General features: G+C 59.7%; 15 protein-coding genes. 4 read left to right on the plus strand and 11 right to left on the minus strand.

Annotation, left to right across the window (positions count from 1 at the left end; genetic code table 11):
• The coding region (locus tag ACM6G4_RS27475) for an Orn/Lys/Arg decarboxylase N-terminal domain-containing protein (RefSeq protein ID WP_414915026.1) at positions 1-294 on the minus strand (294 nt) is incomplete at its 3' end.
• A gap of 198 nt (positions 295-492) precedes the next feature.
• Positions 493-1,365, minus strand: coding sequence for a DNA/RNA non-specific endonuclease (locus ACM6G4_RS27480; RefSeq protein WP_414915027.1), 873 nt, complete (start codon positions 1,363-1,365; stop codon positions 493-495).
• Positions 1,366-1,661: 296 nt separating this feature from the next.
• Here ACM6G4_RS27480 and ACM6G4_RS27485 point away from each other — a divergent pair, with 296 nt between their 5' ends.
• From ACM6G4_RS27485 to ACM6G4_RS27500, 4 genes are all read left to right on the plus strand, one after another.
• A complete protein-coding gene (locus ACM6G4_RS27485) occupies positions 1,662-3,170 on the plus strand; it encodes a PLP-dependent aminotransferase family protein (RefSeq protein ID WP_414915028.1) in 1,509 nt (502 codons plus the stop codon).
• A gap of 112 nt (positions 3,171-3,282) precedes the next feature.
• Positions 3,283-4,353: a sugar phosphate isomerase/epimerase family protein gene (locus tag ACM6G4_RS27490; protein ID WP_414915029.1), complete on the plus strand. Its 1,071-nt coding sequence runs from the start codon at positions 3,283-3,285 to the stop codon at positions 4,351-4,353.
• A 51-nt stretch (positions 4,354-4,404) separates the two neighbouring features.
• On the plus strand, positions 4,405-5,670 hold the full coding sequence (locus ACM6G4_RS27495) for an MFS transporter (protein ID WP_414915030.1): 1,266 nt from the start codon (positions 4,405-4,407) through the stop codon (positions 5,668-5,670).
• A 419-nt stretch (positions 5,671-6,089) separates the two neighbouring features.
• A complete protein-coding gene (locus tag ACM6G4_RS27500) occupies positions 6,090-7,580 on the plus strand; it encodes a sensor histidine kinase (protein WP_414915031.1) in 1,491 nt (496 codons plus the stop codon).
• On the opposite strand, the gene ACM6G4_RS27505 is transcribed toward ACM6G4_RS27500, so the two are convergent.
• From ACM6G4_RS27505 to ACM6G4_RS27545, 9 genes are all read right to left on the minus strand, one after another.
• Positions 7,577-8,278, minus strand: coding sequence for a response regulator (locus ACM6G4_RS27505; protein ID WP_414915032.1), 702 nt, complete (start codon positions 8,276-8,278; stop codon positions 7,577-7,579). The genes ACM6G4_RS27500 and ACM6G4_RS27505 overlap by 4 nt on opposite strands.
• Positions 8,279-8,423: 145 nt before the next feature.
• On the minus strand, positions 8,424-9,791 hold the full coding sequence (locus ACM6G4_RS27510) for a sensor histidine kinase (RefSeq protein WP_414915033.1): 1,368 nt from the start codon (positions 9,789-9,791) through the stop codon (positions 8,424-8,426).
• Positions 9,788-10,450 (minus strand): response regulator, encoded by a 663-nt coding sequence (locus tag ACM6G4_RS27515; RefSeq protein WP_056724962.1) that lies wholly within the window; start codon positions 10,448-10,450, stop codon positions 9,788-9,790. The genes ACM6G4_RS27510 and ACM6G4_RS27515 overlap by 4 nt, the downstream gene beginning before the upstream one ends.
• An 11-nt stretch (positions 10,451-10,461) precedes the next feature.
• On the minus strand, positions 10,462-11,106 hold the full coding sequence (locus tag ACM6G4_RS27520) for a tetratricopeptide repeat protein (RefSeq protein ID WP_056724963.1): 645 nt from the start codon (positions 11,104-11,106) through the stop codon (positions 10,462-10,464).
• Entirely contained in the window at positions 11,103-11,912 is an 810-nt protein-coding gene (locus ACM6G4_RS27525; RefSeq protein ID WP_056724965.1) for an SDR family oxidoreductase, read from the minus strand. The genes ACM6G4_RS27520 and ACM6G4_RS27525 overlap by 4 nt, the downstream gene beginning before the upstream one ends.
• Positions 11,899-12,573, minus strand: coding sequence for a TenA family transcriptional regulator (locus tag ACM6G4_RS27530; RefSeq protein WP_414915034.1), 675 nt, complete (start codon positions 12,571-12,573; stop codon positions 11,899-11,901). Before ACM6G4_RS27530 ends, ACM6G4_RS27525 begins: the two co-directional genes overlap by 14 nt.
• Positions 12,570-14,051, minus strand: a complete 1,482-nt coding sequence (locus ACM6G4_RS27535; protein WP_414915035.1) for an AMP-binding protein — start codon at positions 14,049-14,051, stop codon at positions 12,570-12,572. Before ACM6G4_RS27535 ends, ACM6G4_RS27530 begins: the two co-directional genes overlap by 4 nt.
• A complete protein-coding gene (locus ACM6G4_RS27540; protein ID WP_414915036.1) occupies positions 14,041-14,718 on the minus strand; it encodes a thermostable hemolysin in 678 nt (225 codons plus the stop codon). The genes ACM6G4_RS27535 and ACM6G4_RS27540 overlap by 11 nt, the downstream gene beginning before the upstream one ends.
• Before the next feature lie 252 nt (positions 14,719-14,970).
• Entirely contained in the window at positions 14,971-17,097 is a 2,127-nt protein-coding gene (locus ACM6G4_RS27545) for a TonB-dependent siderophore receptor (RefSeq protein ID WP_414915037.1), read from the minus strand.
• Positions 17,098-17,286: the final 189 nt, after the last annotated feature.

Below are 17,286 nucleotides of genomic sequence, written 5' to 3' on the forward strand. Positions count from 1 at the left end.
ATCGGCATTATTGCTGGATAGGTCGAAGACGCCATTGACCTGCAAGATGACATCCCGCAGTTGCTTGTAGATCGCCAGGGAGCGATTGCTGCGGCCCTGAGAGGCCACCAGGAAGATCGGGATATCGAAGCCGGTGCGCTTGATGGCATCCAGCACTCCGGCGGCCAGGTCATCAATGCAGAGTACGGCGACGGCGACATCGGTAAAGTCTGTCTGGTCGAACCGGACGACTTCACGGGTATTACGAAAACAATCCCGGACCGCATCGCTGGCAGCGATTTTCAAAGCGTTCATATCCAGAATCTCTCGGTCTACTTGACGTTGAAGTTCCTGGGACGAGTACCTTCAGGGGCATCATGTCCCGGGTCCGGAGCGATTGCCCTATTGGGTATAGTCCATTTTTACAATTTGTTACCCCTTGCCGAAATTTTATCGGTCAATGCAACACCCCATCGGTTGCCTCCAACCTTTGGGGTGCTGCTCATCCAGCCATCAGGTGCGCCCGGCGGAACCTGTCACGGGCAGGTTCCCGAGCAGCTTGAGCCCGGTACTCTTCACGAACGTCTCATAGTCCATCGGCTTCTCGATTCGGGTTTCTGCGTTAGGCAGCACGTAGGCCCAGGCACGTTTGGACGATGCGTCGTACACCAGTTTGAACAGGCGGGTCGGCACCCAGACCTGGTTGTCGCCGATGGTCGAGTGGCCCGGGTCAAAGAGCGGGCCGGTAAAGACAAACACGTTGCCATCGGCGCGCTTGGCAAACTTGCGGACGTCAGACTCGACCTTGCTCCAGATCTTGCGGTTATTGGTCGGGTCTTGCGGCACCATGTTCGACAGCGCAAAGGATTGGGCCATTGCCTTGGGGCTCGGGGCATCGGCTGCCGGGGATTGATGGCCTCGGTCCACGGCCGGCTTCTGGCTGCGGTAGTCGCTCAACTCGGCGCGCCCACTCTTGGGAATGCGTGGGTCCGGGTAGAACTGGTTGGTACGCTCCTCCCCTTTGGCATCCTGCAACTGGGCCGCATTCAGACGCTCGACCACCACCAGTGGGGTCTTGCTGGTTTGCGAGTACAGCACCGCGAAGTTGTCGGAGCACAGCGCCAGGGGTTTCATGGAGGATGGCACTGTCGCCGTGTTGATCGGTTTCGCTGCCGGGAACAGCTCGGCGCAGCCGTCAAACGATGCCTGTTTCTGTTTGCTTGAATAGAGGTCCAGGGCCGCGTTCTGGCTGATCGAGCCCGAGCGGGACGTTTGTTCATGTTGTGCGGCAGGTGGCTTGAGGATGTCCAGCAGACTGCGGGCTTGCGCCCCGGTCGAGAGCAAAACAAGGGCCGACAGCCCAACTGCAATTTTGCGTAGGTACATGGGTTAAATCTTCGAAAGGAATTGAGGGATAAACGTGCGGCGAGGCCCGATTCACGGAACCGGTTGGAGGGCGTTGCTGATTATGTGGAGGCGATCATGCTTTCGCGGTCCTTGATCAAGTTATCGATGCGGGGTGTATGGACCATGACAAGATCGGTTAGTGCAATGCCGTACTCGGCAGCCATATTATTGTGACGCTGTGGTGGATGACATATCCAGCCCCCCTCGATACCCTTTCGCACCCGGGAACCTGACGGCAGTTCAGGCCAAACCACACTCATCCAGACGAACCAAAAATGAAATCCTCCGCAGGTTTGCTGTTGTCAGGTATCGAACTGGACCGTGCCAGCTCCATCCCCTTGTACCGCCAACTCTACTTGCAGATTCGCAAACAGATTCTCAGCGGCAGGATTCAGGGCGGCGTGCGCCTGCCCTCCACCCGGACCCTGAGCAAGGAACTGCAGCTGTCGCGAATCAGCATTCTCAATGCGTTCGATCAACTGATTGCCGAAGGCTTCCTGACGTCGCGGACCGGGGCCGGGACCTATGTGGGCCATGAATGGGAGAGCCGCGGTATCGACGACGATGAGCACAAGCGCCAGCCCCCTCGCCTGTCCGACCTGAGCCAGTCCATGCTGTCGTTGCGCAGCGATCATTTTCGCGGTGTTTCCTATGCCGACTGGGCGACCGGCAGCCCGACCTCGTTCCTGCCCAGTCACAGCGCCTACGATGCGTTCCCGCAATCGGTCTGGAAGCGCCTGTTGAACCGCCACCTGCACAAGCCGACCAAGGCCATGCTCGGTTATGGAGAATTGCAGGGATTGCTGGCTCTGCGCGAGGCGATTGCCGAGTACGTCTTCGATGCCCGTGGCATTGATTGCACTGCCGATCAAGTGGTCATCGTGTCCGGCGCCCAGCAAGCCTTCAACCTGCTGGGCATGCTGTTGCTCAACCCGCAGGACAGCTTCTGGATGGAGGATCCGGGGCATATCGCGGCGCGCATTGCGCTCCAGGCCCAGGGTGGCCGGGTCGTGCCGTTGCGTATCGACGAACAGGGGATCGATGTCCGGCAAGGCCTGGCTGTGTGTCCTGACGCTCGCCTGGTGTTTACCACACCTTCTCGCCAGCATCCCTTGGGCATCACCATGAGTTATGGGCGGCGCCAGGAACTCATCGACTGGGCCGCCCAGAATCAAAGCTGGATCATCGAGGACGACTGCGACAGCGAGTTTCGCTACAACGGCCGCCCCCTGCCGGCACTCTATGCCATGGACCAATGGGCCCGGGTCATCTACGCCGGGACCTTCAGCAAAGTGCTCTTCCCCTCGCTACGACTGGGTTACGTGATACTGCCGAACGCCTTGATCGAACCCTTCTGCACCCTGCGGGCGGTCATGGATCGCAGCCCGCCCACCCTGCTCCAGGCCGTCACCGCGGACTTCATGCGCGAAGGCCACTTTCTCGGCCATATTCGTCGAATGCGCGCCCTGTACCAGGCTCGCCAGCAGGCACTGGTGGAACACCTGCACAAACGCCTGGGGACTTTCTTCAGGATCACGCCAGTGGAAGCCGGCATGCACCTGATCGCCTGGTTACCCGCGCATCTCGATGACGATGCCCTGGCCAGGGAACTTGGCGAGCATGGCATTCATACCTATCCCCTGAGCGACTACTGCGTCGAACACGTCTTGCCGCCGGCGCTGCTGATCGGCTTTGCCAGCACCCCCGAGGACCAGGCTCAAGCGCGCGTCGAAGCGCTGGCCCAGGCCCTGGACAAAATGGGCTACCTGCAACCGGCCACTTGACCCAAGGCAAGTGGCCTTATGAATTAACTGATAATGGATCTATCGAGAGTTCCTGACTGGCGCGATAAAGGCTGCGCCGGTAGACCCGGTGTCTGAACCAGGAACGACTCGAATGAACAATAAGATCCAGGAACGATTCAACGCCTTGCTCAGCCATAAGGCTGTCGAGGCCGAGGCTCCCCCCCTACTGAACGAGGCGCTGGCCCGCCAGTTGCTCGACCGACTGGCGCAACTGCGCCTGTTTGCCCATGCCTATCCCTTGCTGACCAACCTGACCCACGGCCGTGTCACCCCAGGCGACCTGCTGGATTTTGCCTATCGCCACGAATTGCAGGGCCTGAGCCTGCACTTGCTCGACGGTGAGGAAAACAGCCTCAGTCAAATGACAGCCGAGCAGCTTCAGGCGTTCGCTGCCAAGGCCAATGCACTCGGGCTGGACGTGCATCTGGAAATCAGCAGCACCCTGAAAAAAGATGTCGATCAAGTGATCGCCATTGCCAGGGCGCTGGGCACCCGCAATATCCGTGTCTACTCACGCTACGAAGGGGCACTGTCCCGGGTCATGGACGTGATCGAGTCAGACCTGCACTACCTCGCGCAACAGGCAGACGAGCACGATCTGTTCTTCGACTTCGAGCAACATGAAGAACTCAAGAGCGGCGAGATCGCACAACTGCTTAGCCGCTTGAACCACCCTCGCCTGCACGCCCTGTTCGACTTCGGCAACATGATCAATGCCTGCGAACAGCCCCTGGCGGCACTGCGCGCCCTGGCCCCGCACATACGCCAGACCCACCTCAAGGGTGTGCGCATCGTGCCTGAGCAAAACGGCTTCGGGCATTACGGCGTGCTGCAAGGCAGTGACGAAGACGATCTGCCCAGCGCACGCATGCTGTTCGAATTGCTGATGCTCGGCGAATCAACCCCACAGGTGATCGCCTTCATTCTCGAGCAGGAAAACCACTACGTCGCCCCGGCGTTCCGCCAGCTCGACGAAGCCGCCGACCCGTTCATTGCGTACCGGGAAATGAGTGAAACAGCGCTGCCGGAAGGCTTCTCGCTGGAGCGAATGCTGGCCGATGAGCACCGTTGGGCAAACAACCAGGTGGCCTACGTACGAGGCCTGCTGGCCGAGTTCCGCACCCTGGCCGAGTTGACCCTGGCCCAATGCCCTGACGCCTGAACCTGACGTGCCCATCGGCACTGCCTACCCAATCAAGCCTGGAGAACAATAATGACATCCCAAGACAAGGCCAAATGGCTCAGATTCCTGATTCTCATCCTCGGTGGTGGCACCATCTACAAGCTGGCGAATCTCAAAGACGCCTTCTACATCCCCATGCAAGAATTCATGGGGCTGTCCCACACTGAAATCGGCGTGCTGCTGAGTGCCAACGCCATCCTCGCCACGGCGCTGTTCGTGGTGGGCGGCATGCTCGCCGACCGCTACGACACGCGCAAGCTGATCCCCCTGGGCCTGATCGGTACCGGCGGCCTCGGGCTCTACCTGGCGACCTTTCCGCCCTTCAGCAATCTGTTGGTGGTGTTCTGCCTGCTGGCCGTGTGTGCCGACTGCCTCTTTTGGCCTTCGCTGCTCAAAGCCATCCGCAACCTGGGCGACGACAAGGAACAGGGGCGCCTGTTCGGCCTGCTCGAAGGCGGGCGTGGCGTCATCGATACCCTGGTCGCCTTCTCTGCGCTGGGCGTCTTCGTCGCCATGGGTTCCGGTGAAAACGGTCTGAAATCGGCGATCCTCTTCTACTCGGTCATCGACATTCTTGCCGGCACCCTGACCTGGCTGTTGCTCAAGAGCGGCAAAACCCAGTCGACCGTCAAGCCGAAGAACGGGTTGTCGAACCTGCTCGAGGCCATCAAGGTGCCGGGCATCTGGCTGGTCAGCCTCAATGTGTTCATGGTCTACATCGTGTACTGCGGCCTGACTTATTTCATTCCCTACCTCAAGGAAATGTACGAACTGCCCGTGGCCCTGGTGGGCGCCTACGGCATCATCAACCAGTACTTCCTCAAGATCCTGGGCGGCCCTGCCGGTGGCTTCATCGCCGACAAACAGTTCAAGAGTTCCAGCCGCTATCTGAAGTGGGCGTTCCTGGCGTTGTTGCCGCTGATGGGCGTCATCATGCTCATCCCGAAAAGCCCGGATTACATCTACGCAGGCATGGCGGCCACCCTCTCCTTCGCGCTGATTGTGTTTTCCATGCGCGGCGTGTTCTGGGCCCCCATGGGTGAAGTCGGCATTCCCCAGCACATCACCGGTTCAGCCTTCGGGATCGGTTGCCTGATCGGCTATGCACCCGGCATGTTTGCCTACGTCATCTATGGCGCCATCCTTGACCACTTCCCGGGTCAACAAGGCTACAACTACGTGTTCTCGTTGATGAGCGTATTGGCCATTGTCGGGTTCATGGTGTCCAGCCTGCTGTATCAAGCGGTCCGCAAGAATGCCACGATCACTGGCAAGGTCAGCGCCGCGCAAGCCTGAACATAGACAGTGAATGCAGCGCGGCGGTAACCGGAGTCTCTCGGTTACCGCCGCACGGCGTAGCCATCAAAATGCGAAAACGGCTTCCCCGGTTAGCCATTCGGTTCGCGCAGCTGTTGCCGCTGCAGGTGTTCGAATTGCCGCTCGACGTCGGCTCGTTCCACCCCGATGAGTGTATCTGGCGCAACGCCAACATGAGCCGGTGCTGGCGTGGCTGATCGAACAAATCCTGACGGTGCGGCCGGCTTGAACTGACGCACGGCATAACGCCTTGCCTGAAATTGCACAGGGCGGGCGTCGGATCGCTATACAGTGAACTACTGTCAGTCATGGGCATGGCGCCCACAGCCAATCTCCAGATATCCATCGAATTGCAGGGTTTCCAACCGACATATCACGATGATCACGGAATCAGGCCGATGGAAAAAGATGCAAGAGCCGAATCAAAAAACCAGGCGTTTACCGCGCAGGAGACTGAGGCCCCGGGCGAACCAGCCCCTGTTTGCGAAGTGGCTGGCAATGGCATCAGGCGCACTCGCTTCGGGGGCCAGGCGCGCGAACTCAGTCGCTCGACCCAGTTTGTCATTGTCGCTGCAGTGATCCTGGGGCTGACCATGTTCTTCGTCGGTAATCTGGTGAGCGAACGGATAGAAAACGCCGCCGTGCACAGCGCAGCAGAAGCTGCCGCTCAGTACATGGATACGTTTCTGGAGCCCTATGTGCAGGAAATGAGCCGGGACAACGCCCTCTCGGCTGCCAGCGTCCAGTCCCTCGATCGCCTCGCGGAAAGTCGTTCGCTCAAACAGCACATTGTTTCGATCAAGATCTGGCGAGCAGATGGCACGGTGATCTACGGCACGAACAAAGCCGTCACTGACCGCAAATTCCCACTCGATGAAATCACCGAGGCACTCAAGGGCAATGTGGTTACCGACCTCAAAGACCTGAAGGAGGAGGATGAGAACGAGTTCGAGCGCAAACTCAACATGCCGCTCTATGAGATCTACGCGCCCCTTCGCGACTCACGCACCGGAGATATCATTGCGGTGGGCGAGTTTTATGAAAAGGCCGATAGCCTCAAGCGCGAGATCAATCGCGTCCGGCAGCAGGTGTGGATAGACGTAGGCACCGCGACACTGGCGATGCTGACGCTGCTCTTCTTCATCGTGCGACGCAGTGACAAAATTATCCTGCGACAGCAAGTGGCACTGCGCATGCGGTTGCAGGAGCAAACCCGCCTGCATCTCAGCAATGCCGAACTCCAGCACAAGATGGCGACGGCTACCCAGGAGTTTTCCCGGATCAACGAACTCACCTTGCGGCGCATTGGTGCAGACCTGCACGATGGGCCGGCGCAGCTGTTGACCTTGATTCTGATCCGTCTCGACGACCTGGCCGAAAACTGCTCCGCTGTCGATCAGGAGTCGCTGGAAACCATTCGTGGCGCCGCCACCGACGCATTGAGCGAGGTCCGCGATTTATCACGAGGCCTGGCGCTTCCGGAAATCAACGACCTGAGCCTGGAGGAAGAGTTGCAACTGGTGGCGCAACGGCACGAGCAACGCACTGGCACCCGGGTCACATTAACCATGGGGCGGCTACCGGAGGCCGCGCCACTGCCGCTCAAACTCTGCTTGTACCGTTTTGTGCAAGAAACCCTCAACAACGCTTTCCGTCATGCCAACGGCGAAGGCCAGGTCATCCGTGCGCAATACGTTGATGAGGTATTGAACATCAGCGTGAGGGACGGTGGTCCGGGCATGGCGCAGGACGCCATGCTGCTCGATACATCCGGCAGAACCCGATTGGGACTCGCCGGTTTGCGTTATCGCGTTGAATCCCTGGGCGGGTTGTTCAGCATCGACTCCAGCGCCTCGGGTACGTCGGTCAATGCACAGTTCAAGCTCTAGTCAGAGCTGCTGTGGGCATCCATTGGGGTTTTCCCTTCACCGTTGTGAAGGCGCCCGACAGCTTCACGCTCCCAATAACGCCGTAGAGCCGTGACCGCTTCGACACGATTTCGGGCGTGCAGCTTGTGCATCACGCAGCCCATGTGGTGCTTGACGGTTTTTTCGCTGATCGACAGCCTTGTCGCGACTTCCCTGTTAGTCAGACCCTTTGAAACTTCTCGAATGACCTCCTCCTCGCGGTGGGTCAAATCAAAGTTGGGCGTTTGCGCCTCGTGCTTCTTGCTGTTACTCAGCAGTTTGTTGGCAAACTCGGGGGTGATATAGGTCTCACCCTTGGCAACCGACCTGATCGCCAGGATCAGGTCCGGTCCGCTGACACCCTTCAACACATACCCGCGCGCGCCAGCATCCAGTGCCAGAAAGGCGTCATCTTCAGACTCCGAAACCGTCAGCATCAGCACCTTCACATCCGGCAGTTCAGTGGAAATGAAGCGCACCGCGGCGAACACATCCCCCGGCATATTGACGTCCATCAGCATCACGTCCGGGCGCACCCTCTGGGCGATATCCCTGGCATCCTGCGCATTGGCGCCCTGCTCCACGACCTGAAGATCCGCCCGTTTTCTCAACGTATTGGCAACGCCCTCACGTAACATCGGATGATCGTCGACTATGCCGATGCGAATGGATGGACTCATGACGCGGCTCCCGAACGGATAAGCACTCGAACATTCATTGATTAATAGCAGGGAACCCGGGGGCACGCCGGTCACCAGTCGTATGTTTTCATCCGACCAACAATCGCTCCCCTGGACGTTGCACCAGGCAAAACCAGGAACAACGTCAAAAGCGACGGATTTCCAGCGTCGCGCGTAACCCTCCAGGGGTGCGGTTCTCCAGTTTGACCTGCCCACCAAAGCGATCGGCAATGGCCTTGACGATGGTCAGCCCCAACCCTGCACCCTGATCATTTCCGCGGCTGTAGAAACGCTCGAAAAGCCGATCGCGATCCTGCTCGTTGATGCCCGGGCCCTCATCCTCGACAGACAGTTCGTAGCGGGTTTCCTTCTCGACCAGCCTTACAGTGATCACACCATGCCGAGGGGAGAAATTCGCCGCATTGGTCACCAGGTTGTTCAAGGCAATATCGATCGCGGCCGGGTCGACTCTGGCAAGGATGATGTCGTCGCTGACTTCAAAAACCAGTTCCAGCCCCTTGCTCAGCAACCAGGGTGTCAACTGGACCAGGCTGTCGCGAACGGTGCTGGCCAGATCAATAGGTGCAGGCGGTTCAGTCCCTGCTCCAGGCTCAATACGAGCCATCGTCAGCAATTGATTGACCAGTCGACTGGTACGGTCCACACCGGCAATCAGGAATTCCAGCGATGCGCGACGATCCTCTTCACTCCCCGCTTCCATCAGGTTTTGCGCGTGGATCCTGAGCACGGCCAGGGGTGTACGCATTTCGTGGGCGGCATCGGCGATAAAGCGTCGCTCGCGCCCCATGATTTCCTGAATTTGCGCGAGCATGCGATTGAGGGCCGCCTGCATGGGCTCAAGCTCAGTGGGTAGCGGCGTCAATTGCAGGGGTTCGAGCGAGCCGGGCTTGCGGGCCCGCAGCGTTGCAGCCATGTTGACCAGCGGCTTCAATCCCCAGCCGATGGCCAGCCAGATCATGGCGGCCAGCAACAGACTCCCCAGGATATTGGGCCACAGCGTGTGGCGTACGATCCGGTCCACCAGGTCCATTCGCACGTCGTCCCGTTCACCCACCCAGATGCGCAGGTTGTTCTGCTTGTCTTCAAGCAGGAAGGCGCGCCAATGCCGATTGTTCAGATCGACTACATCGCTGAAGCCTGGTGTGACCGGCGGTGTGCTGAAGGACGGAGAGCTGGCCGTATGTACCAGCACTTCGTTCCTGGCGTTCCATACCTGAAACGCAATCTTCGTTTCATACGGATGCCCTTCGGCCCTGGGCGTCGCCTCGTTCAGGGCCTGGTTGAAAGCCTTGTACAGGTCCGCATGGTCCTTGCTCACCATGGGCATGCGCATGACCCCTTGCAGCAGGCGAGCGTTCTGGGCCAGATGGGCATCATAGACTTCGGCGATTTCGTGATTGCTGTCGTGCAGATTGAACACGCTGATCACGCCCAGGCCGGCGAGCATCAGGCCGATGATCAGGACCAGGGTGCGACGCCGGATCGAACTCATCGACGCTCCTCCACCAGGTACCCGATACCACGGACGGTGCGGATCAGATCGGTGGAGAACTTCTTGCGCAGGTGATGGATGTGCACTTCCAGGGTGTTGCTTTCGGCCTCTTCGTTCCAACCGTACAACAACTGCATCAGATGGTCGCGAGTCATTACCCGGCCCGGTGGCGAGAGCAACTCGTGGAGCAACTGGTACTCCTTGGGTGTCAGGGCCACCGGCTCGCCTTTGTAGCTCACTTGCTGGGTGCCGGGGTTCAGGCTGATACCGGCGTGCTCGATCAGCGATTGTCCACGCCCGGCGCTGCGCCGAAGCAACGCACGTATGCGCGCCTTCAGTTCTGCCAGGTCGAAAGGCTTGATCAGGTAGTCATCGGCGCCGGCATCCAGGCCGGCGATGCGGTCTTCGGTGGCATCGCGCGCAGTCAGGATCAACACCGGCAGGTTGGAACCGCTGTCGCGCAAGCGCCTGAGCACTTCGAGACCGTCCATGCGAGGCAGGCCAAGGTCGAGCACCGCCAGATCGAAGATTTCACTGAGCAACGAGTGCAAGGCGCTGTTGCCGTCCTGCAACCAGTCGACGGTATAACCTTCACGGCCGAGGGCCTGATGAATGCCCTCGCCGAGTGCCACGTCATCCTCTATGAGTAATAAACGCACAGGGTCTCCTGTCAGCCAAGTTTCTTGTTCACGTCCACCAACAGCGTTTCGATCTCCTTGCGGCGCCCGGCATCAGCGCTCTCGCGGCCAGGTCGAGGCGCAGCCAGCAAGGCTTTTTGCAGCGCAGCCCTGGCTTCGACATAACGCTTCTGACGGTAGAGGTGATCGCCCCAGAAGTACAGGCTGTCGATGCCGTTGGGGTTCATTTGCAATGCCAGCTTGAGCAACTGCTCGGCCTTGTCAGCGTCGCCGAAACCGATGGGCCAACCGGGTACGCGGTCATAGAGCGCCCCCAGGCTGGTATAGGCTGAGCCTTGCAGGGCCTTGGGGTCCAGGGCCAGGGCTTTTTCCAGGTCGGCCTTGGCATCCTTGACCTTGCCCAGCGCACCCAGTCCCCCCTGGGCGCCCGCCCAGCTACTGGTGACAATGCCGGACCAGATCCAGGCCTCGGCCACCGTTTGGCGTTCCTGCTTGAAGCTCGAAGCCTGGGCGGCCAGTTTTTCAAAAGCCGCGGTTCGTTGCCCCTCGGGTAACTCGTACTGAATGTGCGCCCAGCTTTGCTGGATACTGTTGAGACGCTGCTGGTCGGCAGCATCCAGCGCCCAGACACTCTGGCTCAAGGCGCCAAGCAGCAGGCAAGCGATGATCTTTTTCATGGTTCGGGATTCTCCTGGTCGGGTTTCTGGCTCAGGCGGCGGATCAGCGGCAATTGTTTGCGCAAACCACGGTCCACCAGATGGGGCAGGAGGCTGTTCAGGCGTACAAAAAAACGCTCGGGCCAGCCCAGGTACAAGTCGCGACGTTCACCGGCAATGGCATGAATCACCGCGGCCGCCACGGTTTGCGGATCGTCGACATTGGCTTTGAGCGCATCGTTCAGCGCCTGGGCCTGCGGGCTGTTCATGCTGGTACGGGTCGCTCGCGGGGCGACGTAAAGCACACTGACCCGGGTGTCTGCCAACTCTCGACGCAAGGCTTCGGAGAACCCGCGCAGGGCAAACTTGGTGGCGCAGTAGCTGGCGTAGCCGGGGTAGCCAATGGAGCCATAGGTCGAACCGACGTTCACCACCATCGCACTGTCGGCTTGCTTGAGCAGTGGCAACATCAGTTTTGTCAGGCACATCGGCGCGCCAATGTTCACCGCGAGCATCGAATTGATTTCACTGTCGTCCAGTTGTTCGAGCATGGCGAAATGGTTGACCCCGGCGGCATTGATCAGCAGGTTGATGCCGCCGATGCCCTGCGCCCGCGCCAATACCTCTCGGCGGTCGGTGAGCAGCGTCAGGTCCGCGCGGACCCAACTCAGGTTACCGGGATAAAGCTCAAGCAGCGGCACCAAGGGTTCCCGATGCCGAGCAACCGCCAGCACCCGGGCACCACTGGCGCACAGTGCGGTGGCGATGGCCAGGCCGATGCCGCCGCTGGCACCGGTCAACACGACGCGAGCTTCAGACAGGCGCATGCAGGCTCTCCCCGTTACGCGGCAAGCCACGAAACATATCGGTGTAGAGCCGGTACACCACTTTGGAGGCGTGAATGACGGCGGCCTGGTCGCCCGGGTCTTCAAGGCTGTTCATCAGTCGACGGTAGGTCTGCATATGTTCGATATCCAGCGAGCCGTGGGAACTGAGGTAGCTGAAAGCGCTTTCCGGCAAGTCCAGGCGTTGGCGAATACTGCCGGCGGCGTGGGTGGCCAAGGCGATGCTCGTGCCTTCGAGCACGTTGACCATGCCGAACAATCCCACCGGATTGTCCCTGGCGATCAGGTCGTAGAGGAAACTGACCATCAACTCGATCGGCAATGACGGGCGCCCGTCGCGTACAGCGTCCCTGTCGCCGCCACAGGCTTGAATGTCATCGAGTACCCATTGTTCATGGCCGTATTCGTCCTCGATGTATTCACATACCGCTTTGCGCAACCATTCCAGGCGCAATGGCAGGCGCGCACCGCAGGCCATCATCAATGGCACGGTATGGCGCACGTGGTAATAGGCCTGTGCCAGAAACGCCCGGTAACTTTCCAGACTGACGTCGCCCTGCAGCGCATCACGGATGATCGGCAGGTTGAACAGTTCATTGCGTTCTTGCTCGGTGGCTTGTTGCAGCCTGTCAAAAAAACTCATGGTGCGGATTCCTCGGAAAATGCAGATTCGGCCAATTGCCCCCGGTAGCGTTCGATGATGGCGTCACGGCGGGGCCGGCCATTGGCGGTGAGCAAGCCGTTGGTGGCAGTGAAGGGTTGGTCTAGCCGGCTCCAGTGATGGATGTGGGCGTACTCGGGCAAAGCCTCGTTGGCCTGGGCTACGGCGGCGGCCAGTTGTTCGTCGGTGCAGTCCGGGCGATGGGGCCAGAGCAGCGCATGGTTGTGAGGCATGGCCTCGCCATAGACGAAGGCCTGGGCGATGGGCCCACGCTGGGTCAATTCGGCTTCCACCCACTCGGGGTTGACGTTGCGACCGAAACTGGTGACGAACTGATGTTTCTTGCGTCCCTTGAGATAGAGAAAACCTTCGGCGTCGAACTCGCCGAGATCGCCGCTGGGCCACCACTGGGCGGTATGCGGCGGCTCTCCCAGATAGCCCAGCAAGGTTGAACCCTTGATCAGCACTTCACCGTCGTGCGCCAGGCGAATCTGCACATGGGGCAATGGCCGTCCGACACTGCCGGGGCGCTGTGCCTGCGGGCGATTGAGGCACACTACCGACGCGCACTCGGACAGCCCGTAACCTTCATAGACGGGTATGCGCACGCGTTGGGCGCGATGCAGGAGATCTTCGCTGACCCGGGCACCGCCCACGGCGGTAAAACGCAGATGCTGTGGGTCGAAAGCCTGCTGCTCGGCCGCACTGACCAGCATCATCAACAACTGCGGCACCAGAATCAGGCTCTGGGGCGAACGGCTGGCCAGGCACCCCAACAGCTGGGTCACATCCGCACCGCTGGCGCCTTGAATCCCCAGTGCTTTCTGGCTGGGCAGGCTCAGGGTAGCGCCGGCATACAGTGCGGCGTAACAACCGATGTTTTCCAGCAAAATGGCCAGCGGCAGCAACGCCAGGTGGTGTTGCGGGTCGGTGGGCTGGCTGGCCAGGTGCAGCTCGCGAGCGACCCGCAGAATGCTGTCGGCACTCAAGCACACGCCCTTGGGCGTGCCTGTGGTACCCGAGGTGAAGGTCAACTTGGCGGTGCCTTCAGGCATTCGGTTCGGGCCATTGAAGGTACGGAGCCAGAACTCGCCGTCCTTCTGATACCCAGCCGCTTGCAGCTCGTCGTGCAATTGCGGTTCGGCAATGACATGTTCGGCCTGGCTCTGCTCCAGGCAATGCTTGCGTTGCGCCGGACTGAAAAAAGGCGGCAAGGCCACGCAGGTCAATCCCTCGAACAACGCGGCCAGGTCCCACAGCATGGCTTCGACGCCATTGTCCAGCGCCAGGGCGACCACCCTGACCTGCTCATCGCGCAGGCGCTGCTGGCGATAAATGACCTCGGCATACAGCGTGGCGTAGTCCAGCTTCAGATGATCGCCCCACAAGGCAATGGCATTGGTTTTTTGCTCGGCATGATGACGCAGGGCCTGTTTGAAACGCTCCATTTCAGGCGACATGGCAGTCCCCTTCAATGGAGGTCGGCAAGCCCAGGCGACTGAACAGGCCAGTGTTGCGCAAATGAATGAAACCGGAGCGGATATTGCCGAAATGAACCCAGGGTTTGCTTTCGTAGTAACTGCCCCAGGCATGGCGGTCCTCGCCCAGGCGCGCCGGGTCGGCAGCACACAGGGTCACGGGCTTCAAGCCAAGGCGATGAAAGCTGTTGACCAGCCCCAGGTTTCCGGTGAAAGCGACCCATTCCAACCCCCCCATGGCGAGCAGGTAGGTCATCGCGATGATGCTCATCCGTGCGCTGCCGGTGTCGCTGGCAGCCAGGTTGCCTACCTCGACGATGTCCGAGCGGCTTACGGTGTGGTCGGCCGCGGCACTGATCAGCGGATCGATCGGCTCGTCCAGATAACCTTCCAGGAACAGCGGCCCGGTGCTCGCCAGACGTACCCCGACCACCGCATAAAGCGCGCCGGACGCATCGCTCATGCCAAACAGCTCCGGCATGAAATGGCGGATATCGGCACCGTGGGCCTTACGAAAACGTTGCTGGATAAAGGCTTCGAAGGCGCCCCGTTGGGGGGCGTCCGGCAAGGCCCTGACCAGATACATCTGCTGTGCTTCGGTCAGGCCAAAGTGCAGCGGCAACTGAAGGTTCCAGTTGAAATCGGACATTGAAAAACATCTCCCCGGATCTATTGGGGAGAAGTATCAAAGGTATTTCTTAACGAAGTCTGAAGGTGACGAAACGATTGTCGCCTTGAGTGACAGTCCGTCATGACATGTCATGACGGACTTTGACCAACAAATACGAGGGGGGAAGGACGAATGGTCGAGAGGCGTGAAGCGCGGGAAATTGCCGGGGGTTTGTAGCCACTACGGACTTTTCAGGCCGGCGCGTTCGTCGCGGTCAAGTTGACTTCACCTTTACAACGTATAGGAAACACCGACCTGCACCGTTCTCGGTGCCCCTGGATAGGCGTAGACGTTGCCGAATGCGCCCTCCTCATAATCTTCGTTCGTCAGGTTCTTCACATCCAGGTTGAGCCTGACCCTGTCGTTCACCTTGTAATAGCTCAGCAGGTCGACCACGGTGTAGCTGCCCATCGAAAACGCCGTGTTGGCCGTCTGCCCTGCACGCTCATCGACGTACTTGAGCCCGGTGCCAAGCCCCAGCCCCTTGAGTGCGCCATCCTGGAACTCGTAGACATTGAGCAGGCTGAAGCTGTTCTGCGGAATGTTCATCAGCCGGGTGCCGGACTTGATGACGTTGTCCTTGGTCACTTCGGCATCGACATAGGCGTAGCCGCCAATCACCCGCCATTGCGGGGTCAGGTTGCCGGCGATATTCAGGTCGAAACCACGGCTGCGCACCTCGCCTGCCGCCACACTGAACGTCGAGTCCACCGGATCGGTGGTGAGAACGTTGCGCTTTTCGATCTGGTAGATCGCCGCGTCGACACTCAATTGACTGTCCAGCGCTTCCCACTTGATACCCAGTTCATAGGACTTGCCCTTTTCCGGTTCGAAACCACCGCCCTGGCGACTGGCGCCGGTATTGGGCTTGAACGAGCGAGCCGTATCGGCATAGATCGCCACGGTGTCGGTGAGGTCATAGGTCACGCCAACGCGCGGGGTCACCGCATTGTCGCTGGCCTCCCAGCTTCTGCCGCCGGGCACGAAGGTTTGGTAATCATGCTCGAAGCGCTCGAAACGGGCCCCGGCCAATACTTTCAAACGTTCGGTCAAGGCCACCTGATCCTGGACGAATGCCGCGTAGGTCTTGAGATTTTCCTTGTCGTTGGTCGGGGTTCGGGTCAGTGCTGGACGCGGTTGGCCATACACCGGGTTGAAGATATCGATCGGGTAGGCACTCACCGCGCCGCTGGAGCGCTGGATGATCGACTTGTAGTCGTAATCCTCGTACTCGACACCGGTCAGCAGGGTGTGATCGAAACCGCCTGCGGTGAAATGTCCGGTGAGGTTGAGTTGGGTGTCCTTGTCCGTCCACTCCAGCTTGCGGTAGTTGAAGTTACGGCCCAGGGTGCGCCCGTCCGCGGCCACACCGTTGGCTTCGACCGCATTCCCCTCGAGGGTGCCGTCGAGCCATTGGAATCCGCCGCCCAACGTCCAGTTATCGCTCAACAAATGTTCAAACCGCAGCTGCGCCATGTTGTTGTCGTTGTGCAATTTGCCGACGTCTTTTTCGCCGAAAAAAGTATCGCGGGACGCGGTGCCAATCTGATTCGGATAGCGCGTCACGCCGCGATCGAGCGGGTGATTGTTGCGCATGAAGTCGCCTTCGAAAATTACCTTGGTGTCGTCGGTGGCCTGCCAGGACAGCACCGGGGTCACGCCGTAGCGTTCGGTTTCGACATGATCGCGAAAGGTATCACCGCCCTCGCCCACCACGTTCAGGCGATAGGCCAGGCGGCCCTCTTCGTCCAACGGACCGGAGGCGTCCAGCGTGCCACGCTTCATGCCCTGGTCATCGAGTTGGCTGCCCAGGGTCACAGTGGGCACGGCCAGGGGCTGTTTGGAGATGACGTTGAAGGTACCGCCCGGATCGCCTCGGCCATAGAGCATGGTCGCCGGCCCTCGCAGTACTTCCAGTCGCTCGATGGTGTTGGCATCGGGCATGTTCGGATAACCACGGTTGATCGGGAATCCGTTGCGATAGAACTCCCCGGTGGTAAAGCCGCGCACGGTAAAGGTGGTCAGGCCCTGGCCGCCGAAATTGTTGGCCCGCCCCACCCCGCCAGCGTAATCGAGGGCGTCCTGCAAGCGGGTGGCACTGATGTCCTCGACGACATCCCTGGTGACCACGGTGATGGACTGTGGCGTTTCGTGGATCGACGTATCGGTGCGCGTGGCGCTGGCCGAGCGCGTCGCGCGATAGCCGTCAACCGGCCCCAGGGCGGTTTCAAAGTCTGCGGTGCCAATGATGTCTGTCGCTTGCAACTCCAGACTGGATTTTTCGGTAGTGGCTTGCTCCGCCCAGGAGGAAGCGGAAAACGCCTGAAGCACGCAGATAGACATCAAAGTACGACGCATCTAGGAAACCTTGTGAAAATAGCCAAACAGGACGGCATACATGCCAACAAATCGCGGCGCATGGTATACCACACTGCCGTGTTTTGATACGTATTCTCATTTGTATTTTCTGAAGGCGACCTGGTTCATTTCAAATCGCCGATGGTTCAAGCCTCCCCTGTCGAAGCCGCCTGCGTAATCAAAAAGGGC

It is taken from the genome of Pseudomonas sp. IT-P258, from assembly GCF_949767825.1.
Taxonomy (GTDB): domain Bacteria; phylum Pseudomonadota; class Gammaproteobacteria; order Pseudomonadales; family Pseudomonadaceae; genus Aquipseudomonas; species Aquipseudomonas monachiensis.